The sequence below is a fragment of the Methylosinus sp. H3A genome (genome assembly GCF_015709455.1).
Taxonomy (GTDB): domain Bacteria; phylum Pseudomonadota; class Alphaproteobacteria; order Rhizobiales; family Beijerinckiaceae; genus Methylosinus.
This window is the reverse complement of the sequence record NZ_JADNQW010000005.1, coordinates 1,667,008-1,686,453: the sequence shown is the minus strand read 5'-3', so window position 1 is coordinate 1,686,453 and position 19,446 is coordinate 1,667,008. Positions and strand designations below refer to the sequence as shown.

Below are 19,446 nucleotides of genomic sequence, written 5' to 3'. Positions count from 1 at the left end.
CAGTTGGGTGCTGCAAAAGCACTCTTCATATCAAGAGCGTGACTGAACGCGAGTCATCTCAAGCAACGCCTGAGAATTTCAACTTTCAGTCGATTGCGATTCGATCGATCAACGAGGCAATTGCTTCAGTGGATTGACGTAAGGGACACCGAGCGGCGCGAAATGGCGTTCGTTGGCCGTGAGGACAGTGAAACCGCGCACGGCGGCGGTGGTGGCGATGGTGATGTCCTCGAAGCCGGGGGCATGCGCGCGCGCCCGATCTAGGATCGCGCCCGCCCTACTGGCTTCGTCGACACCAAACGGTAAAATGCGCTCGACGTAGAAATGCTCCAATGCTGCGAGCCATCGGCGTAGCCGCTCCGCCTTCGTTGCGGCACCGATTCTGACCGCGCGCGCGGTGCCGGCTTCGATCTCGGCGATGGTCACTGTCGAGAGATAGAGGGTGGACAAGCCTTGGTTGATGACGTTCGGAGCTCATCTCGGCGATGTCCAGCGATAAGTTTTGCGCGAGGCAATCGGCATAATCATTATTGTCTTGAGGAATCATGGCGGTTGATTCACCCGCAGGCGGTAAAGAAGCTGTCCAAGAGCTATTGCATGCACGTGGTGTCGCTTACCCACGGGAATCTCAAGAAGTTGGCTTGGCAAACCACTGTTGACTAGGCATTGTCCGCCTGATCATATTTGAGATTCGCGCGCTTTCGAACGAACGTTGGGCGGAAGCACGGAAGGGGCGGAATGAAAATCGCGGGGCTGTTCGCGGGGATCGGCGGTTTGGAGTCGGGATTGGCGTCCGCAGGGCACCAAACCGAGCTTCTCTGCGAAATATGGGAACCCGCTCGCGCCGTCCTTTCGGTTCGCTATCCCGACGTGCCTTGCCGAACTGACATCGCCCGCCTGAAGAGTTTGCCGGGCGGCACCGAAGTCGTCGTCGCCGGCTTTCCTTGCCAGGATCTGAGCCAAGCCGGTTTGACCGCGGGCATTAATGGGAAGCGTTCTAGCCTTGTCGCACATGTTTTTCGGCTGCTCGACCGCCGACCAGTAGACTGGGTGGTGCTTGAGAACGTGTCGTTCATGCTCCAGCTCGACCGAGGCAACGGGTTGCGCATGTTGGTCGACGCATTTGAGGAGCGTGGTTATCGCTGGGCTTATCGCGTTGTAAATTCACTCGGCTTTTTGCCGCAACGACGAGAGCGTGTGCTCTTCGTCGCCACGAACACGGATGTTGATCCCGCCAGCGTGCTCTTGACCGACGATGTCTGCCCGCCGGAACGGATCACCTCGCTCGTGACCCACGCACATGGCTTCTATTGGACTGAGGGTGTTAGGGGGCTGGGATGGGCTCCAGACGCGATCCCGACTCTCAAAAACGGTTCGACGGTGGGCATCGCATCTCCGCCAGCGATTCTCTTGCAGGACGGCACGGTCATCACGCCGGACATTCGAGATGCGGAGCGACTGCAAGGCTTTGCGGCGGATTGGACGAAGCCAGCCGAAAAAGTTGTTCGTCCCTCCTTGAGATGGTCACTGATCGGAAATGCTGTGACCGTTCCAGTTGCTGCGTGGCTCGGATCACGGTTAGCGGAACCCGGATCGTATGAAAGAGATCGTGACCGCACGTTGTCGGACGGGCGCTGGCCAAAGGCTGCTCGCTTCGACGGCGACCGACGTCTGCGCGTCGAAATTGGTACCTTCCCGGTTTGGCGGGAGCGGCCTGCGCTCGCGGACTTCCTCCGATACGACGGTAAGTTATTGTCGTCACGCGCGACACGAGGGTTCCTGTCCCGAACCGAGCGCAGCTCATTGCACTTTCTGCCTGGCTTCCGGGAGCGTGTCCGTGATCATCTCCAACGTATGGACGGCGAGAACAGGCGAATTGATCCGACGTGCGAAGTCGCGACGGTCGCTGCAGAATAGAGCTATCTCATCCTACTGGCAGGCCCGTTGATCGTCGCGCCATTGAGCTCCTAAAGATCTTTGAAGCGCGTCGCGTATATGTGCCCAAGCCGATCGATCATTGAGGCGTATTGATAGATGTCGCCCAGCTGCGGCGCCGGTGCTCCCGTGACGAGCTCGACGGGCGAGCCGTCGTTGGCGCAGTTAACGACCACAATTGATAGAGCATCGTAGCCGGTATCTCCTGTTCTTGACCGCTTGGGCAGTTGTCGAATTTTGTCGACTGTGAGCTGGGCGTCCCGCGGCTGCTGATGCTTGCTCCACTTAGGGTCTGAAACGCGATTCGATTTGTTCATATCCGGACTCAAATAATGATCTGAGATATTGACCATCGTAAAGCCAGCGGCGATAGCCTGATCTGTGGCGCCGTGAACGGTCAGATGTGAGGAGTTAAGCTCGTCGTAGAGACGCGGCAGAGCCCGCTGATGAGCCGTCATGCATGCCTTGGCTTCGAGTGCCATCAGAACGCTGCCCACTGGCGCCCGGCGAAGGACTGGCAATGCGACGAGTTCAGATTGCTCTGTGTCGGTCAGGTCGATTCTGTATTCGGCAGCAATAGAGCTGAGTGTCACAGGGGATTGTGCCGCGCCGACGCCGGAAGGAGTGCACAGCACGAGATCGAGATTCTTCTTTCGATCATGGACGAAGTCGCGCATTTCGTGATTGATGCCGAAATATACGACGCCCTTCTCGACGTGCTTCCGCAGGAGGGGCGTTGTCCGTAGGAGATCGAAGATGACGCCCCAACAAGCGACTTTTGAGTGATGATCACTGCGGGAATGGTATTGCCAACGGTTTCCCAGGCTGTCCTTCCGCGTAGCCTTTGAGAGAGTTCGGACGAGAATCTCAGGGCCGTACATCAAGTTTCTACCACCGTATTCGTGAGCATTGGGCGGGATAGCCGTAGGCTGCTCGTCGTTTGTCGATAGACGCCCATGATCTATTGATACCGAAGGAAATTCTTTGTCCAATCGTTCTTTGTGAATTCGCCTCTTTTTCTTTGGGTGATAGATTTCCGTCGAATCGTCTGGGGTCGGACGATTACAATGTAGTTCTACGTGGAGAGCGGCGGCGAGCCCTGTGGCGTCCGCGAGCACTGGTTCAAGCATGCGTGTCCGCTCGGCTTGGTCGCTATTCACCAAGGACAGCGTCACGGTGCTGATATTAGAATTCGCCTCAATCCGCGCCCTCTCAACGTCGTTTACTGGCTTCGCTGCAAGAGCCAGCGGGCCATTCGCTGCGGAGCGAGCAAGCATCACTTCTAAGTTCCTCGCAATCAAGGCGACGCTCCAATGTCTAGCGCGCTTGCTGCCGAATCGCTTTTCAACATAGCCACGTGCGGCCTGGGCGAGGTTGTCTCGCTCAGGGCGGCCTGCGTGAATTGCGGCATCGAGCAAGCTGAGCGGCGCATGAGCGGCGATTTCGTCGAAGATGGAATGGAGGGCGGCCCAAATAGCGATGGCAACGCCTGTCGCTATCGGCACTTCTTCCCAGAGAAATACGTCGACCCAGGGATCGCCGACGGCAGAAGGCAGCTCTAAGGTGCTGGGCAACCACAGAGGACGCGACGCTTCGTACAGCTCAAACTCCGTGATCCTTCCAGCATGATCGCCAGGCGGATGGCAATGCGCTATGTACAACGTGTTGGCTCGTGAGCGTTGCCCGAATAGAGGTAAGGCGAAGCCGTGGGAGGTGATCGGTTCACAGGCCACTAAATTCAGCTCGCTGGGAATCGCGTTGGTCACAGCATGCCCCTGGATGCGAGCCAGCCTCGTACGATGGCATTCACCTCGAAGTGAAATTCTTCCGGGGCGCGGTTAGGCCGCCAGTCATAGGTCTCCCACTCGATTCCCGACGCCGTCAGAGCGTCCACCATCACGGCATTGTTGCCCCGTGGATCCTCTAGGAATTGTCGTGGCAGGACTGCGAACTTTGCATGAGGAGTGAGCGGTGCATGATGTGCGTAGGCGACCTCGATCGATGACGCCCGTAGGTCTGGTCTATTGCTGCCTTCGGCTGCAAGACGCGCGATTTCAATGAATGTATGACCATGGGAATCCCAGGCAGGGAGAGCTTCCGACAAATTTGGCCTCAATCTGCCGTCGAAATAGGCCGCGCGCGTGTCGAAGGCCCATGAAATATGGTCGGCTGCGCCTTGAAGCGTTTCTTCCAAAGCGTAATCTTCAAGCGGCACATACGGGCTGTGGGCGGCATCGAACGCGCCGTTGATAGCGCCACCAGTGTCGAATGGGTAGACATGATACGGCGCGCTCATCAGAGCGGGATCGAAGACGAAAACAAATGGGAAAAAGTCGATGAGTCCGCGTTTTTCGCGGCCGTCTTTTAGTTTGTAGGCGGGACGGAGCAGGAAGAAATAGACTAGGTCCCGTTCGAAAACCCGGCAGTGTCTCACAGTAATTTTGCCCGCTCTGAGGATCTCTCGGGCAGCACCAACCGGGGTGACATGTATCAGCATCAACCCGGCAGGGTTAGCGCCTGTCTTGCGGTTGCGAAGACCGTATTCTGCTCGACCCTCTTTTCGACGCTCGATTGGCATCAGTGACTTCCTATAGGCTATTCCCGAGCCGGTTCCTCGACACGATAGTTGACCAAATACGAGTTCAACTTCCTGCAACCTCAACCCAGCGAATTTTCAATGGGGCAAATATGTCGGCTGGTATGCGCCGTGTCTCGATCATAGCTCTGTGCCGCTCTGAAATGGTTGTCGGAACGCCGAGATGATTCGGCTTCAGATTATACTTCCAAATCAGTAGCCCGCCGAGATCGCGTTCTGCAAAGGCAAGACGATACGATCAGGCGAAGGCTGATAGCTCTTTCTCATATTTCGAAGTGCTCAAAGCAGCTTTTTCTAGGCTCAGTTCGCCGCAGTGAGAAGCGCGTCCATGTTTTCCCAGTTGCGCCTTGAGAATAACTATGTTCGTGCACCGAGGACATTCCGAATTCGTCGGCAACGGCAATTGTTGATGCCCGCCTCGCCGGCGTTGTCCCCGTCTAAATCGCGCGACAACGCCGCCGATTTTACGATCGCAAAGTTACGCTACTTCCACCAAGAAATCTTCGTTGCGATGATCGGTCACCATGTCGCAATCGAAGATCCGCAACGCCTGTTCGCCGACAAAGAAAGGCTCCAGCCGAGCTGCGGGAGGCACAGGGCCCGATTCGGATATTCAAATTTCTCTGGTCGAAATCATTCGAGCGCTTGCGCGAAGCGCGGCCCGGGAGGATCATCGGAAAGCCCGAGAGGTCGAAGCGGCCTCATTGCGGAGGCAGACCGATGAGACGTGCAGCGATCTACGCCCGTTTTTCGACGGAACTACAGCACGAGCGCTCGATCGAAGACCAAGTGGCGGTGTGCCGAAACTACGCCGAACGCAATGATCTGGAGATCGTCGGCGTTTACGACGATCGAGCGCGTTCCGGCGCTTCGATGTATGGCCGCGATGGATTGATGCGTCTTCTCGACACGGCCCGCGACGGCGCGTTCGATGTCATTCTGATAGAAGCGTTGGATCGTATTTCGCGAGACCAGGAAGATCTCGCAGGAATTTGGAAGCGACTCAATTTCCTGGGAGTCGAGCTGCGCGCGGTTCATGAAGGAGTCGCGGATCAGATTCAGATCGGCGTGCGGGGACTTCTCGGGTCGCTTTTTCTGACAGACTTGGCTCATAAGGTTCGACGCGGAATGCAGGGCGTCGTGAGAGACGGACGCCACGCTGGTGGGCGGGCCTATGGCTATCGGCCTGTCGCTGGCAAGCCGGGCGAATTGGAGATCGTCGAATCCGAAGCCGCGATCATTCGGCGTATTTTCCAGGATTACGTCCGCGGGAAGACGCCACGGGAAATCGCCCACGCGCTGAACAAGGAAGGCGCGAGACCGCCTCGCGGGGTCAATTGGACGCCGTCGACGATCAACGGGAACAAGAAGCGACATCACGGAATCATTCTCAACGAGCTCTATGCCGGCGTCGTCGTGTGGAACCGTGTCCGAATGATCAAGGACCCGGATACGGGCCGACGCGTTTCTCGCTCGAACCCGCCGGAGGAGTGGAAGCGGTCGGATGCGCCGCACTTGGTGATCGTCGCCAAGGACTTGTTCGAGGCGGCGCAGCAGCGGAAGGCCGAGCGTACCTACGATGCGCCTCAAAAGCAGCGAAAAGCCAAGTTCCTGCTTTCCGGCCTTCTGAAATGCGGGTGCTGTGGCGGCGGACTGTCAATGAAGGATCGCGATCATGGCCGGGTCAGGGTCCATTGTTCGACGATGCGGGAGGCAGGAACCTGCACGAACCGGAAGATTTTCTATCTCGACGAGATCGAAAAAGCGGTCCTCGCCGGTCTGCAACAGCATCTCAAGGCGCCGAAGCTGCTGAAGGAGTTTGTGCGCACCTACCAGGAAGAGCGGGAGCGGCTGGCGGCGGACAAAGTCAGACAGCGCGGCAAGCTGGAGAGCAGGCTGGCCGAGGTTCAGCGCTCTCTCGACAGGATGTGGTCGGACTATGAGACCGAGCGAGTGCCGGTCGATGTCCTCGGACCCAGGATGAAGGAGGCTCAGGCGCAAAAGCTGGCGCTGATCGCCGAGCTCGAGACGCAGCCAGAGCCGGAAAAGATCATCGGGCTGCACCCGGCCGCGCTACGGCACTACGAGGAGCTGGTCGGGCAGCTGGGCGCCGTTTTCGGCCGTGGCGTGACCCCGGACAACGAGGAGGCGGCGGAAAAAATCCGTGAGCTGGTGGCGAAGGTGATCATCAGGCCCTCCGAGGAGGGGCTCAAGATCGAGCTTCAGGGTCGCCTGGCTTTGCTGATGGGCGCCCCCAACTTCTACCCCAACATGCGGATCGCGGCGTCGGGGGGAGCGGTGGTAGCGGAGGAGGGATTCGAACCCCCGACACAAGGATTATGATTCCTCTGCTCTAGCCGACTGAGCTACTCCGCCCCGACGCCCTTTCGGGCGAGCGTCGGCGGATATAGTCAACCCGGGTCAAAAGTGTCAAGCCGTCGTCTCAGTATAGCTCGTGTGAAACGACAGATCAGATGGCAGAGGCGGGATTAGGTGGGATCGGCCGGGGGCAAGTGGGAAAAGGCCAGAGAAACCGGGCCGCTCCGGGCGATGCGCGACGCATATTGACCGAAGGGGCCCGACAAATCAAATGGCACTGAAGCGGAGCCGCCGGGCCAAAGCGAAAGGCGCGAACCGCTGAAAACCGGCGGGAGATCGGCGCCAGAGCCCAGAAACTGTCAAGCCGGAGCGCGAGCCGCGCGGAGCGACGCAAGCAAGGCCGAGGGCTTGGTTTTCTAGGCACGACGTCGCAGAGAGCGAAATCTGCCGGGCCGGCGAACAGTCAACTGAAAAAGGCATTCATAGCCCCAAAGCGGAAACGTCCAGACGGTCAATCTGCGCTCTCGACACGGCAAATGTTGCCGTCCCAGCAGTCGAGGAAGAAGCTGCCGATCATGGGACATGTGCCCCCCGCAGAGCCGCTCTGCATGCATCGCTCGGCCGATTTGGTGAGCAGCTCCGCCGACCCGACGAGGAGCGCGGACCCCGCTCGGCCGACGAGCGCGTAGAAGTCTCTGGACGCCGGCTTGGCCGCGCCATAGGCGGTGAAACCGAGGCGGTCGCAATAGACCAGGATATCGCCGGGCGCCGCCCTCAGACGGACGTCCCCTGTTGTCGCCGATGCGAACGTCTTGGCCCCTGTCGCGAGGGCGATCCTCCGGACGGCGTCGCACTCCGCATCGGCCATACTGGCCCAAGTGGCGCAGATGAACACAAGACTGGGCAGCCGAAGCGTCGAAAACCATTTCATAACCGATTATCCCACCAAACGACGCGGCCGCAGATTTTGAACCGCTTCAAATCGTCTTTCAACAGCACCTCCGGCGGATAGACGGGATTGTCGCTGGTGATGACGATCGTCCCCTGCTTGGCCTTGCGAATGCGCTTAACGCGCAGCTCGTTGCCGATGAGAAACACGTAAATATCCGTGTGATCCCACTCGTTTCGTCGCTTTGGCGCGCGATCCGGCACGCGGAGATCGCTCTCGGCTTCGCAGACCAGCAACAACGCGCCATCGGCGATCGTCGGCTCCATGCTGTCGCCCGTTGCGCGGAGGAAAGAGAGCCGCGCGCCCGCCGGGGCGAGCTTCTTGAGCATCCAATGCGGAAAGGCGAGTTCGCCGTCGATCGCGAAGATGTGATTGACCGCGCCGGCGCCCGCGGCCGCACGCACATCGAGCCGCGGAATCCGCTCGAACGCCAGCGATTCGGTGAGCGGTCCACCCTTCTTGGGGGAGGACGGCTCCAGCTCGTCGGACAGCCCCAGAAGATAGTCCATCGAGACGCTGAATTTTTCGCTCAACGCGATCAGGAGCGGAGCGCGCGGCTCGTGTTCGCCGGAGCAGGCGTTGCGCAGCGTCTGCTCTGCGACTTCCAGGAAGCGAGCGGCCTCGGCGAGGGAGTCGAAGCGGTCGACGAGCCCGCGCACGCGCTCGCCGAACAGCCTCGTCTCTTCGCGCACAGGCTTTTTCACCATCTTCCACCATACAAGGTTGACAGCGCCGCGCGCTCACGCTCATATCCACCATACAAGGTTGAGAAGAGGAGTCGGGATTGTCCCGCGACCACCGAGTTTGGGACCGCCACGCCATCATGGCCGAGCTGCGCCGTCATCGGTCCAGCCTCGCGGCCGTCGGCCGCGGCGTCGGGCTGAAGCGCCAGACGATGTATTGGGCGCTCATTTCCCCGCACCTCAAGGCGAACGCCGCTATCGCCGACGCGCTCGGCAGGCAGCTCTGCGAGCTGTGGCCCGATTGGTTCGACGAGGACGGCAAGCTGATCTCCAAGACGCCGCTGCCGCGCCCGCGGCTGCATGCCGAGCCTATCCCGCGCGGCTCCTCCGCGTCGAGCCCCCGACAATCCGCAGCTTAACGATTGGTTAACTCCGAGTCCGCGCGCCCACGAGTCCGTTTGAAGCCCATTTTCAGAGGCCGAAATGACAGAGACAATTCGGATCGAAGACATAGACGACAGCGACCGGCTGCGTCCCGTCGATCCTGCCCACGTCGACTGGATCGCGACGTCGATCGAGAGCAAAGGGCTGATGCAGCCGATCATCGTGCGCCGCGTCGGCGACGGCTACAAGCTCATCGCCGGAGGGCATCGGCTCGCTGCATTGAAGCTCCTCGAATGGGAGACAGTGACGGTCGGCGAGCACGTGCTGATCCGTGACGAGATCAGCGACGCAGCGGCGCGCATCTCCGAGATCGACGAAAATCTCGCGCGCCGCGATCTCAACAAGCTCGATCGGATCATCTTCATCGCCGAGCGCAAAAGGCTCTATCTGGAGGCGCACCCTGAGACGAAGAACGGCGGCGACCGTAAGTCAGACAAATTAAAGGAAAAAATCAGATTGCAAACATTGCAATCTGATCCGTTCGACCGCTCGCCTCGTTTTACTGACGAGGTCGCCACGCGTGTCGGCCTGTCGAAGCGCACGATCGACCTCGCGTGTCATCTCGCCGGTAAGCTCGATCGTGTCGCAATCGAGACCCTTCGAGGAACCTTGCTCGAAGACAATCAGAATGAGCTTATCCAGCTCTCCGATGTGCCCGAGGAAGAGCAGCGCGCTCTCGCCACGCTCATCAAATCCGGCGAGGCCAAGAGCGTCGTGCAGGCCAAGATCGCCGCGGGCCTCGCAAAGCCGACGACGATTGATCCGCAGCTGCGCATTCATGACGCCCTGCTCGACAATTGGAACCGGGCGACCAAGCAGACGCGCGCCACCTTCCTGCGCGCGATCGGCGCCGAGATGACCAAGCGCGGAGGCGCGAGCGCCTGATGCGCGACTGGCTCTCCGCTCCCGAACTCGCAAAGCTCGGCTTGCCGGGCCTGCCCACGACAAAGCAGGGCTGGCTCGACTACGCCGAGCGCGAGGGCTGGCTCGAGCGCACGGATAAGGTCCGCCTGCGCAAGGGCCGGGGCGGAGGCCTCGAATATTCGATCGACCTGCTGCCGGCGGCGGCGCTCGCGGCCTATGCGGCGCGCGCCATCGGCGATGTCGCTCTTGCGCCGGAGGACGCCGCCGCGGCCTCTGTCGAGGAGGCCAAGAAGCAGCTCACGCTCATCGCGCTCGACAATCGCGACGCGCGGCTGACGCTCATCGCCGCCGCCGATCGCTATGCGCGGAACGCCACGCTCTCGCGCAACATGGCCGATCGCACATTCGCGGCCCTCTACAATCTCGGCCGGATTGAGGTCGAGCCCGGCGTCCGCTCCGCTGTGCCGAAACTGTCGCAGCGCACGCTGGCGCGTTGGCGCGCGTTGAAGCGCATCGAAGGAATTTCACGGCTCGGCGTCGATCAGGGCGCCGCGCGTAGGGGTAAAGGCGCGTTGAATCGCGGCGGAGAGGGTCAGGTGCGGGCGTTCCTCACCGCCGCGATAGCCAAGCAGCCGCATCTTTCGGCCGATCATCTGCTCGAATTGCTCGGGGACAAGTTCCCCGAGGTCAGCGTCTCGCTGCGCACGGTCCAGCGCATGCGCGCCAGGATCGACGAAGAGGACAAGGTCCTCCTCACCAAAATCACAAATCCGGACGCCTATAAGAGCAAATATCGCCTCTCCGGCTCCAATTCGCACGCCGTCGATAGGTTGAATGAGCTGTGGATGATCGACGCCTCGCCGGCCGACGCGCTCTGCGTCGACGGCCGTCATTCCGTCTATCTCTGCGTCGACATTTTCTCGCGGCGCCTCATCGTCTATGTGAGCCGCACGCCACGCGCCGAGGCCGTCGCGCTGCTGATGCGCCGCGCCATTCTCGCTTGGGGCGTGCCACAACGGGTGAAGACGGACAATGGCTCCGACTTCACCGCGAAATCGACGCAACGCCTGTTCAAGGCGCTGGAGATCGAGGTCGAGCTGTCCGCGCCCTTCAGCCCGGAGCAGAAGGGCCATATCGAGCGCGCGGTCGGCTCCTTCCAGCGCGATCTCTGCCCGCTTCTGCCGGGCTTCATCGGCCACAGCGTCAAGGACCGCAAGGTCATCGAGGAACGCAGGGCCTTCTCGCAGCGCCTCGGTCTGGATGATGCGGGCGCCTTCTGCGTCGAGCTGACCTCCAAGGAGGTGCAGGGCTATTGCGATGATTGGGCCGCGGGCCGCTACGCGCAGCGTCCGCACTCCGGCATCGGCGGCGCCACTCCCTTCCAGATGGCGGCGAGCTTCGCGGGGACGGTCAAGCGCATAGACGACGTCCGCGCGCTCGATCTGCTGCTCGCGCCGGCCGCCGGCGGCGATGGAATTCGTGTCGTCACCAAGCGCGGCGTGCGCGTCGACGGGTCCCATTATCTCGCGCCCACTGTGCTGCCCGAGACCCGCGTCTTTGTGCGTCTGGACCCGGAGGACATGGGCCGCGCCTGGCTGTTCTCGGCAGATGGCGCGGAGTTCCTGGCCGAGGCGATCTGCCCGGAGCTGGCGGGCGTCGATCCCGCCGCCGCCGTGGCCGAGGCGCGCGCGGCGCAGAAGCGCCTGCTCGAGGAAGGCTCGCAGCAGTTGCGCGCCGACATGCGCAAGATCAAGCCGCGCGACATGGTGGATGTGATCGTGCGCAAGGCCGCCGCCGAGGCTGGCAAGCTGGTCGAGTTCCCGCGCGCCTCCGAGACGCATACGACGCCCGCTCTCGAAGCCGCGCGAGCGGCGATCGAGCCGCCCGCGCCCGCGCCGCGGACGCAGGAGCAGCGCGCCGCGTTGGCGGAGATCGAGCAGGAATTGGCGGGCGCCGCCCCGGCGCCATCGCCGCGCGTGACGCAGCTGCCGGAGACCAAGCAGCAGCGTTTCCGCCGCGCCCTCGAGATGGAGGCGCGGATAGAGAACAACGAGAGGATTTCGACCGAGGAAGCCATGTGGCTCGGCGGTTATCAAACAACCGCCGAATATCGGGCGATGCACGAGATGTTCGAAGAGTTCGGTGAAGCCGCGTTGAAGTGAAAAAGCGAAGGGCGCGCCGTTGGCAGCGGCACGCCCTTCTGAAGTCGCAATAGAACGAGGAATAATATGTCAGACGAAATTCAAAAGGTCAAACCGGGCGCGACATTCGCGGCGCTGAAGAACGTGGCGGGGTTTCGAGAGCTGGTCGAGCGCCTCGTCGAGCGCGCTCCGAGCCTCCCGAATATCGGCGTCATGCATGGGCGCTCGGGCGATGGCAAGACCTATGCGTCGATCTATGCGCAGAACAAGACGCGCGCGCTGCGCGTGGAGGTCGGCGATAGCTGGACGCGGAAAACGCTGCTCACGGCGATATTGCGAGAGGGCGGGCTCGCCCAGCCCAAGGGCACGATCCCGGAGCTGTCGGAGCAAGTGGTCGAAATGCTCGCCGCCGAGCCCCGCCGCCCCCTCTTCATGGACGAGGCAGACAAGATCGTCGATCGCGGCTACGCCGAGATGATCCGCGAGATCGCCATGCAGAGCAACGTGCCCGTGCTGCTCATCGGAGAGGAGGCGCTCCCGCAGAAGCTCGCCAAGATCGAGCGCCTGCATAATCGCGTGCTGGCATGGTTCGGAGCCGAGCCCTGCGACCTCGAGGACGCGCGCAAGCTCGCCAATCTCCTGCTGCCGGCCAAGATCAGCGACGATCTGCTGGAGGATATTCGCGTTCGCGGCGACGGCCGGGCGCGGCGCATCGCCACATCGCTCGACGGCGTCGCGCAATGGGCGCGTAGCCGCGGTTTGAGCGAAGTGACGCGCGAGAATTACGACGGGCCGATCTACACGGGCGAGCCGCCCAAGGCGCGCGCCTCACGATTGATCGTGCAGCATCTGAAGAACGGGAGGACGGCATGACCCGCAAGCCGATCCATATCGAGGTCGCAATGCCCTCCGGTCCCGACCATTACTGGCGGGAGATGCTCGCGAGGCCGAAAGGCTTCACGGTCACCGAGATCGCGCTCGCATCCGAAGGTGTCGCGAATACGACCGTGAAACGCTACGTCGAATTCCTCAAAGCCGAGGGCTTCGTCGTGCGCATCGGGCAGAAGCGCGATGGCTATGCGTTGCGCGCGATCTACGCCGTCGCCAAACGCGTGACGAAGGCGCCAGTGCGCCGACCGGACCCGCTTCATGCGCCGTTCTCAGCGCGCGAGGCGATGTGGAACGCGATACGCGCGCTCGACCAGTTCACGGTCTCCGAGCTGGCAGTCTCCGCCTCCACCGAGGAGCGCCCGGTCGCCCAGCGCACGGCCGATCACTATGTGCGTGCGCTGCTGCGCGCAGGCGTCTTGCGCGCCGTCGCGGAACCGGAACGGCTCAAAGGCCACGGCTCCACGCGAGGCGTCTACCGCCTCGTCAAATCCGCGAACACCGGCCCGCGGGCGCCGAAGCTCTGCAACGCAGGTTTCGTCTTCGATCCCAATAAGAACCGCGTCCTTGGCGAGGCGGTCGTCACGGAGGCGCGCTCATGACCATGGCCGTTAACCTTAATAATTCGTCACCTTCGAAATCGGCCGACTTCCTGGCCAATGCGAAGGAGGCGTTCGGCGACGCGCTTCCCGATTGGGTGGAGACGCTGGCCAATGAGGCGAACCGCACCAGCGCCACAGCGGTCGCCAAGCGCATCGGCTATTCGGTCGCCGTCGTCTCGGGGGTCTGCCGCGGCAAGTATGGCGGCGATCTCCCCGCGGTCGAAGCGAAGGTGCGCGGCGTCTTCATGGGCGCGCTCGTCGATTGTCTGATCCTCGGCGAGATCGGCCGGGATCAATGCCTCGGCGAGCAGAAGAAAAAACACGTTGGGACTTCAGCTGTGCGCACGGCGCTGTTTCACGCCTGCCGATCCGGCGAGTGCCCGCATTCCCGCATCAAACCCACCGATGGAGGCGCGAATGTCTGATTTCCACAAAGCACGGGAAGACGATATCGACCGCACGATTGTTATGACCGTGTCTCATCTCGAAGCGCTTTTTAGACTCGTTCCGGAGCCGGAGGAGACCGACGATCCGGTGCTAAGAGAGAAGCTCCCGGAAATTTTGAGCAGAGTCGATTGTGTGAGTTTGAATGTCCTCCGCTTAATCGGACATTTGTCGTCTTTGCGCATGAAGGTCAGAAACAGTGACGGAGGCGCGAATGGCTGACGCCTCCATCCTCCTTTCCTTTGATCTGCTCTTCGTCGCAGCGCTGATGCGCAAGGTCGAGAGCGGGGAAGAATCCCTCTCCTCCAATCAGGCCGGAACGATCGCCGAGACGCTCGACAAGATCGCGCAGCGATGCGCGGCGATCGACGAGGAGCGCGCCTCGCTCGAGCAGCAGGTCGCCGTCATGCGCCGATGGTTCACCAAGCGCGATTTCGGCGAGGAGTTTGCGCGGCTCGAGGCGATCCGCGCCGGCGTGCGCGCCGGCGGCGTCATCGATCTCGTCACCGTCTTCGAGCGCGAGCGCGCCCTCGCCGCGACCAGCCATGGAGGCGCGGCATGAGCGACTCGTGGAAGCTCGAGAATGTTTTTGAAAAGATCGTGAGCGGACTCGATGAAGATGAGATTCGAAAATCGGCGCGCGAGCTTGGTGTCGATTACGCGAAGATCGCGTGCTCGCGCATACGAGAGGCCGTCTGGCATCTCAACGTCCGTCTCAGCAGCCCCCCGAATCTAAGGCGGAGAGAGCGAGAACTCTTCGTTCACGCGCTCGAAAAAATCGAATCAATCTGCTCGCTCGAAGCATTGATCAAGGGAGGCTGGTCATGAGCGCCTCCGTCACTATGCGAGACATCATCACCGGCTGCGCGACGCATTACGCGGTCGAGCCCGGCCTGCTCTCGTCGCATCGGCGCGACCATCTCGTCCTGTCGGCGCGCATGCTCGCCTTCTGGTTCGGCGCGAGCCTCGCTCGCCTCACCTTCGCGGAGGTCGGCGAGGCGCTCGGCTGGGACGAGCACAGAGCGCAGACGTGCTTCGCGACGGTCGAGGCGCGACGGCGTAGTCCCGCCTTCCGCGAGATGATGGACGGCGTCGAGACGGCGATCCTCGCCATCGCCCGCCTGCGCGAGCTCGGCATGAATCCGCGCGCCCCGTCCCTCGATCCGCGCTCGATCGCCGAGCGCATCCTCGCCGGCGGAGAACGCGCCGCCGGCATGGCGTCCATTCACGAAATCCACGCGCTCTGCCAGGCCGTCCTCGCGGCCGACGACGCGCGCCCCACTTTCGAGCCGCAATTGGAGTCCGCACATGGCTGACGCAGCCGAAACCATCATCTCCGGGAAGCACTACCGAAAGGACGCGCGCGGCGCCTTCGTCCCCATCGAATCCATCAAGCCACTCGACCTGCTCGTCGACGGCGAGGTCCGCAAGGTCATAGACCACGCCCGTGATCTCTCCGCGCAGATCGCCCGCTTCAAGGGCCACACATTCGACGACATCGGCTCCCTGCAGGCGCTCGTCGCGCAGGAATATGGCGCGACGCTCGGCGGCCAGAAGGGCAATGTCACGCTCACCACCTTCGACGGGCTGATGAAGGTGCAGGTGCAGGTGCAGGATCAGATCGACTTCGGGCCGGAGCTACAGGCGGCGAAGTTGCTCGTCGACGAATGCCTTCGCGATTGGTCCGCCGAATCCCGCTCGGAGATCCGCGCGCTGGTGACGCGCGCCTTCCAGGTCGACCAGCAAGGCAAGATCAACCGCAGCGAAATCTTCATGCTGTTACGCGTCGAGATCGAGGACGAGCGTTGGCAGCGCGGCATGAAAGCGGTGCGCGACAGCATGCGTATCATCGGCTCGCGCACCTATGTGCGTTTCGCCGAGCGCGACGAGCCCGATGGCCCGTGGCGCTCTATCACAATCGATCTGGCCAATGCGTGAGGAGAGCATCATGAGCAGCATCGGACAAACTTGCGCGATGGTCGACGGAGATGCGCCGGTGGATTGGCTCGAGCACGGGCAGCGCGTGCGCTTTGTCGAAGAAGGGCGCGCGTCGCTCCTCGCCACGATCGAAGTCATCCGCGGCGATTGGGCGTCGATCCGCGACAACGACGGCAATCTGTGGAGCGCGCGGCTCGACTGCCTGGAGCCGGCCGAAGATACGGGAGAGGCGGCATGATCACGACTTTCGTGGAGGTTCGGCAGACGATCGAGGTCACGATCGAGGAAACCAAATTCACGCCGGCATTCATGCAGGAATTCCGGGGCTCGTTCTTTGCCTTCTATACGTTGAAGGATCACGTCGAGCATTTGGCCCAGCTCGCCGCTCGTGGGGTCGTTGACGACGGGAGCTTCATCGAAGGTTACGGGCCGGCGAAGGAGATGGGCATTTCCTTCGCGGAGGGCGGAATCGAAATGGAGGTTCAGGCGTCGAACGAAGAGCTGGCGCGGCTGAAAATTGAGCATGGGGGTGCGGCAGCATGATCGCGAAGCTCTTTCACCTCGCCTTCGGCGTGGCGCTCGTGCCGATCGCCTTCGCCCTCGATCTCATCGGGACCGCGGGAATCCTCCCCAGCGCCCTGATCCTGGCGCCGTGGCGCGGTCTCACCATCATCGCGGAGCGCCTCTACGAGGTCGCCGCCGCTCATATCGAACGGGGACGTCTATGAGCACCATTGCGAAGGACTACGCCGCCGAGCTGCGGCGCATATCGAGCTACCTCGGCCAGATCGGCCATTTCGACGACACCGACGAGCTGCGCCTCGCCGCGGAATATCTCGAGCAGCGCGAGAAAGGCGTCGCGCTCGAGGCGGAGGAGATAGAGGAGCGCATGTCCAAGGCCGATCTCGGACTGGCGGACGGATGGACCCGCTCTCTCTTCGAGCATTTGCAGATGACGATAGCCACGCAACGCCAGATCGAGGGCGGCGACAGCAATATGTTCCTGGACTTCATGGTCACCGGCTACATGATGGCGGCCGCGACTGTCGCGGTATCAAGCTTGCGGACCAAAGGCCCCGTCTCGAGCCAAGACTTTCTCGCTACCGCATCGGACATCTGGTTCGCATCGCTCCTCGAGGATGCTGTCGCCGAGGCGGGAGAAGGAGACGCCGCATGACCACAGCCTCGCAAACCCGCGCGATCCACTCGATCCGCAAGACCATCCCCTCCTTTGGCGAGGACGACTATCGCGCGCTCATTGCGCGCGAGTTCGGCGGGCGCACGTCGTCGCGCCATCTCACGGAGCGGGAGGCGATCCGCCTCATCGATCTGCTGAAGGGCCTCGCCGGGCAACAGTCCGGCCGCCACGCGGCGGAGACGGCGAGCGGCAAATATGCGCCCATCCTGCGCGCGCTGTGGATCGGGGCCTATAATCTCGGCATCGCCCGCAGCCGCGACGACGCCGCGCTGCTCGCCTTCGTCGAACGGCAGACCAAGCTCGCGCATACGCGCTTCCTGAACGACCCGGCCGACGCCCGCAAGGCGATCGAGGCCCTCAAGAAATGGATGGCGCGCGCCGGCTGCGTCGACTGGCCGAAGGATCGCGGCGAGGATGTGATCGCCCGCAAGCGCGCGCTGCTACGGGCCATCGCCGAGCGCTGCGTCGAGACCGGCGCCTTCGTCCCCTTCGTGCGCGAGACCGGCTTCGAGGGCGCGTGGCCGAGCGACTTCGAGGCCTATGGCAAGCAGCGTGGTTTGGCCGCCGCTTTCGGCCACTATGAGCCGGAGGATTACGACCGGCTGATGCACTGGCTCGGCCAGCGGCTGCGCAAGCAGCTCGGCGACAAGATGCGGGAGGCGGCGTGATGCAAAGCGCCATCTCGATCGTGATGCACCAATCGCTCAAGGACTCCTACGACGATGAGGCGATCCACATCGGCATTTTTGAGAATAAGGTCGTGCGCGGCCGCGTGAAGGCGCATCTCTCGATAGTTCAGAAGCGATGCCTTGTCGCCCTGTGCGCCAATGCCGGCCGGCGGATGTCCCGGGATAGCCTCGTCGATGCATGCTACGGCGATAATCCTTACGGAGGCTCGCTGACGGCCGAGAATTACGTGACGTCGTCCATGATGGCGCTGCGCACCGTTTGCTGTGGCCTCGGCATCAGCATCGATCACGATGCGCTCGGCTATTCGGCGAGGCTCAGTGACCGGCCGGAGCCCGCAGCATCCCAGGTCGCTTGAGAGGAGAACCAAATGCCTATTGAAACCGATTTCAAAAGCCTCGGCCTCACGCGTAGCGAGGGGCGATTGATGGAGCGGCTCGTCGAGGCCGCGCCGCGAGCGGCAACGCGCGAGGAACTGCTCGCCGCCGTCTATGCCGGCCGGCCTCGGCCGAAGACGGATCGCCTCTCGGCGATCGTCGGCGCGCTGCGCAAGAAGCTCGGCGCCCGCGCCACCATCGTGACGAAGCGGGGCGTCGGCTATGCGCTCGCGCAGCCGGCGGAACGCCCCGCCGCGCCGGCGATCGTCGCCACGGCGCCGCAGCTGCCGCGCAGCCTCATGCAGGGCGGCTCCATCCGCATCGGCGAGTGGCTGGGCGACGTCGCGCGCCGCTACGGCGTCGGCCGCACGCTGGCGCCGATCTTCGCCCGCCGCCCGCCCGTCGCCGGCGCCATCGACTTCGCCCGCCGTCCGGACGGCTCTTTCGAGATCCGGCAATGACGATGCGTCTCGTCCCGCTTCTCTCCCTCGCGCTACTCGCGGCGCCCGCGGCGGCCGAGTCCTGCCATGTGCTCGAGCAGGGCTTCGCCCCGGCCGACGATCTCGAGGCGATCGACGTACGGCTGATCGACGGCGCGAGCTCGCGCATCGACTTCGCCGCCTATGTGCTCACCAGCACGCCGGTCATCGACGCGCTCACGCGGGCGGCGCAGCGGGGCGTCGTGGTGCGCGTCTATCGCGACGGGCGCGACGCGCGCCAGCCGCGCATGCTCGCCGCGGCGATCGACAGGCTCGTCGCCGAGCGCAATGTCGAGGCGCGCTACAAGCCGAGCCCCGCGCCCTTCATGCATCTGAAGGCCTATAGCGTCGACGGCCGCCTGCTGCGCACGGGCGCCGGCAATTTCACCCATGGCGGCCTCCGCCGCCAGGACAATGACCTGATCGCGATCGACTGCGAGCGCGCGATAAGCGCGTTTCAAACGGCTTTCGAAGCCATGTGGAGGAGATGAGATGTCGAAGAATGGAGAAGTCGCGTTCTCGATCGCCAATGCGATACGGGCGACGATCGAGAGCGAGCAAAGGCGGCTCGGCGATCGAGCGCGCGAGCCGGAGGTTCTGCTCGCGGGAATCGCGGGGGCGATCGTGACGCTCGAGGAGACATGCGGGCCGGCGTTTCGCGTGGCGCTCATCGCGCTGCTGCAGGGCGAGAGCGAGCAATGAAAAGGATCGTCGAGATCGATGTGGCCGAATTGGCCATTCGGCTCTGTGAGGCCAATTACGGACTTGTTCGGCCGACGCCGGACGCAGGCGAAGCGCTCGCCGCGATGGAGCCGGAATGCAGCTCCGCGTGGCTGCGGTCGGCGGAAGCCGCGGCGAACTACTTCGCCGAGCTGGCGGCGCGCGCGCCGACGGAGAACTGA

28 protein-coding genes and 1 tRNA gene are annotated in these 19,446 nt (G+C 62.6%); 23 read left to right on the top strand and 6 right to left on the bottom strand.

Translation table 11 applies throughout. The features are described from left to right. Positions 1–108 precede the first annotated feature (108 nt). Positions 109–450 carry a PIN domain-containing protein gene (locus IY145_RS10965; RefSeq protein WP_210332653.1) on the bottom strand — a complete coding sequence of 114 codons (342 nt, stop codon included), beginning with the start codon at positions 448–450 and terminating at the stop codon, positions 109–111. 288 nt (positions 451–738) lie between these two features. On the opposite strand from IY145_RS10965, the gene IY145_RS10960 reads away from it, so the two are divergent. Next, positions 739–1,917 (top strand): DNA cytosine methyltransferase, encoded by a 1,179-nt coding sequence (locus tag IY145_RS10960; RefSeq protein WP_196408245.1) that lies wholly within the window; start codon positions 739–741, stop codon positions 1,915–1,917. A 50-nt stretch (positions 1,918–1,967) separates the two neighbouring features. Here IY145_RS10960 and IY145_RS25300 read toward each other — a convergent pair whose 3' ends face one another. Next, positions 1,968–3,701: a hypothetical protein gene (locus IY145_RS25300; protein ID WP_210332652.1), complete on the bottom strand. Its 1,734-nt coding sequence runs from the start codon at positions 3,699–3,701 to the stop codon at positions 1,968–1,970. Next, positions 3,698–4,513 (bottom strand): hypothetical protein, encoded by an 816-nt coding sequence (locus tag IY145_RS10950; RefSeq protein ID WP_196408244.1) that lies wholly within the window; start codon positions 4,511–4,513, stop codon positions 3,698–3,700. The genes IY145_RS25300 and IY145_RS10950 overlap by 4 nt, the downstream gene beginning before the upstream one ends. Positions 4,514–5,251: 738 nt before the next feature. Here IY145_RS10950 and IY145_RS10945 point away from each other — a divergent pair. Beyond that, entirely contained in the window at positions 5,252–6,874 is a 1,623-nt protein-coding gene (locus IY145_RS10945) for a recombinase family protein (protein WP_196410499.1), read from the top strand. Here IY145_RS10945 and IY145_RS10940 read toward each other — a convergent pair. The 3 genes from IY145_RS10940 to IY145_RS10930 form a co-directional block, all read right to left on the bottom strand. Beyond that, positions 6,831–6,907: transfer RNA gene (locus tag IY145_RS10940), tRNA-Met, on the bottom strand. The genes IY145_RS10945 and IY145_RS10940 overlap by 44 nt on opposite strands. Before the next feature lie 454 nt (positions 6,908–7,361). Next, complete coding sequence (locus IY145_RS10935) at positions 7,362–7,781, bottom strand: hypothetical protein (RefSeq protein ID WP_196408243.1); 420 nt, start codon at positions 7,779–7,781, stop codon at positions 7,362–7,364. Then, positions 7,778–8,506 (bottom strand): LexA family transcriptional regulator, encoded by a 729-nt coding sequence (locus IY145_RS10930; RefSeq protein ID WP_196408242.1) that lies wholly within the window; start codon positions 8,504–8,506, stop codon positions 7,778–7,780. The genes IY145_RS10935 and IY145_RS10930 overlap by 4 nt, the downstream gene beginning before the upstream one ends. Positions 8,507–8,583: 77 nt before the next feature. On the opposite strand from IY145_RS10930, the gene IY145_RS10925 reads away from it, so the two are divergent. From IY145_RS10925 to IY145_RS10825, 21 genes are all read left to right on the top strand, one after another. After that, positions 8,584–8,901, top strand: a complete 318-nt coding sequence (locus IY145_RS10925) for a helix-turn-helix domain-containing protein (protein WP_196408241.1) — start codon at positions 8,584–8,586, stop codon at positions 8,899–8,901. Positions 8,902–8,965: 64 nt separating this feature from the next. Next, positions 8,966–9,811 carry a ParB/RepB/Spo0J family partition protein gene (locus IY145_RS10920; RefSeq protein ID WP_196408240.1) on the top strand — a complete coding sequence of 282 codons (846 nt, stop codon included), beginning with the start codon at positions 8,966–8,968 and terminating at the stop codon, positions 9,809–9,811. Further along, entirely contained in the window at positions 9,811–11,952 is a 2,142-nt protein-coding gene (locus IY145_RS10915; RefSeq protein WP_196408239.1) for a DDE-type integrase/transposase/recombinase, read from the top strand. Before IY145_RS10920 ends, IY145_RS10915 begins: the two co-directional genes overlap by 1 nt. A gap of 66 nt (positions 11,953–12,018) precedes the next feature. Next, the gene (locus tag IY145_RS10910) at positions 12,019–12,804 is read left to right on the top strand and encodes an AAA family ATPase (RefSeq protein WP_196408238.1); all 786 of its coding nucleotides are present in this window, start codon (positions 12,019–12,021) and stop codon (positions 12,802–12,804) included. Further along, complete coding sequence (locus IY145_RS10905; RefSeq protein ID WP_196408237.1) at positions 12,801–13,421, top strand: hypothetical protein; 621 nt, start codon at positions 12,801–12,803, stop codon at positions 13,419–13,421. The genes IY145_RS10910 and IY145_RS10905 overlap by 4 nt, the downstream gene beginning before the upstream one ends. Beyond that, a complete protein-coding gene (locus IY145_RS10900; protein WP_246721948.1) occupies positions 13,418–13,846 on the top strand; it encodes a transcriptional regulator in 429 nt (142 codons plus the stop codon). The genes IY145_RS10905 and IY145_RS10900 overlap by 4 nt, the downstream gene beginning before the upstream one ends. Continuing rightward, entirely contained in the window at positions 13,839–14,087 is a 249-nt protein-coding gene (locus IY145_RS10895; RefSeq protein ID WP_196408236.1) for a hypothetical protein, read from the top strand. The genes IY145_RS10900 and IY145_RS10895 overlap by 8 nt, the downstream gene beginning before the upstream one ends. After that, on the top strand, positions 14,080–14,427 hold the full coding sequence (locus IY145_RS10890; RefSeq protein WP_196408235.1) for a hypothetical protein: 348 nt from the start codon (positions 14,080–14,082) through the stop codon (positions 14,425–14,427). The genes IY145_RS10895 and IY145_RS10890 overlap by 8 nt, the downstream gene beginning before the upstream one ends. Further along, positions 14,424–14,693, top strand: a complete 270-nt coding sequence (locus tag IY145_RS10885; protein ID WP_196408234.1) for a hypothetical protein — start codon at positions 14,424–14,426, stop codon at positions 14,691–14,693. Before IY145_RS10890 ends, IY145_RS10885 begins: the two co-directional genes overlap by 4 nt. Next, a complete protein-coding gene (locus tag IY145_RS10880) occupies positions 14,690–15,181 on the top strand; it encodes a hypothetical protein (RefSeq protein ID WP_196408233.1) in 492 nt (163 codons plus the stop codon). Before IY145_RS10885 ends, IY145_RS10880 begins: the two co-directional genes overlap by 4 nt. Next, the gene (locus IY145_RS10875; RefSeq protein WP_196408232.1) at positions 15,174–15,803 is read left to right on the top strand and encodes a DUF3164 family protein; all 630 of its coding nucleotides are present in this window, start codon (positions 15,174–15,176) and stop codon (positions 15,801–15,803) included. The genes IY145_RS10880 and IY145_RS10875 overlap by 8 nt, the downstream gene beginning before the upstream one ends. 10 nt (positions 15,804–15,813) lie before the next feature. Beyond that, complete coding sequence (locus tag IY145_RS10870; protein WP_196408231.1) at positions 15,814–16,041, top strand: hypothetical protein; 228 nt, start codon at positions 15,814–15,816, stop codon at positions 16,039–16,041. Continuing rightward, positions 16,038–16,346: a hypothetical protein gene (locus IY145_RS10865; RefSeq protein WP_196408230.1), complete on the top strand. Its 309-nt coding sequence runs from the start codon at positions 16,038–16,040 to the stop codon at positions 16,344–16,346. Before IY145_RS10870 ends, IY145_RS10865 begins: the two co-directional genes overlap by 4 nt. Beyond that, positions 16,343–16,531, top strand: a complete 189-nt coding sequence (locus IY145_RS10860; protein WP_196408229.1) for a hypothetical protein — start codon at positions 16,343–16,345, stop codon at positions 16,529–16,531. Before IY145_RS10865 ends, IY145_RS10860 begins: the two co-directional genes overlap by 4 nt. Next, positions 16,528–16,980, top strand: a complete 453-nt coding sequence (locus IY145_RS10855) for a hypothetical protein (protein ID WP_196408228.1) — start codon at positions 16,528–16,530, stop codon at positions 16,978–16,980. Before IY145_RS10860 ends, IY145_RS10855 begins: the two co-directional genes overlap by 4 nt. Beyond that, a complete protein-coding gene (locus IY145_RS10850; protein ID WP_196408227.1) occupies positions 16,977–17,669 on the top strand; it encodes a regulatory protein GemA in 693 nt (230 codons plus the stop codon). The genes IY145_RS10855 and IY145_RS10850 overlap by 4 nt, the downstream gene beginning before the upstream one ends. Beyond that, positions 17,669–18,046, top strand: coding sequence for a helix-turn-helix domain-containing protein (locus IY145_RS10845; RefSeq protein WP_196408226.1), 378 nt, complete (start codon positions 17,669–17,671; stop codon positions 18,044–18,046). The genes IY145_RS10850 and IY145_RS10845 overlap by 1 nt, the downstream gene beginning before the upstream one ends. Positions 18,047–18,058: 12 nt before the next feature. Beyond that, positions 18,059–18,526 carry a winged helix-turn-helix domain-containing protein gene (locus IY145_RS10840; protein ID WP_196408225.1) on the top strand — a complete coding sequence of 156 codons (468 nt, stop codon included), beginning with the start codon at positions 18,059–18,061 and terminating at the stop codon, positions 18,524–18,526. After that, a complete protein-coding gene (locus IY145_RS10835; RefSeq protein WP_196408224.1) occupies positions 18,523–19,035 on the top strand; it encodes a phospholipase D-like domain-containing protein in 513 nt (170 codons plus the stop codon). Before IY145_RS10840 ends, IY145_RS10835 begins: the two co-directional genes overlap by 4 nt. Before the next feature lies 1 nt (position 19,036). Beyond that, a complete protein-coding gene (locus IY145_RS10830; RefSeq protein WP_196408223.1) occupies positions 19,037–19,246 on the top strand; it encodes a hypothetical protein in 210 nt (69 codons plus the stop codon). Further along, positions 19,243–19,446 (top strand): hypothetical protein, encoded by a 204-nt coding sequence (locus IY145_RS10825; protein WP_196408222.1) that lies wholly within the window; start codon positions 19,243–19,245, stop codon positions 19,444–19,446. The genes IY145_RS10830 and IY145_RS10825 overlap by 4 nt, the downstream gene beginning before the upstream one ends.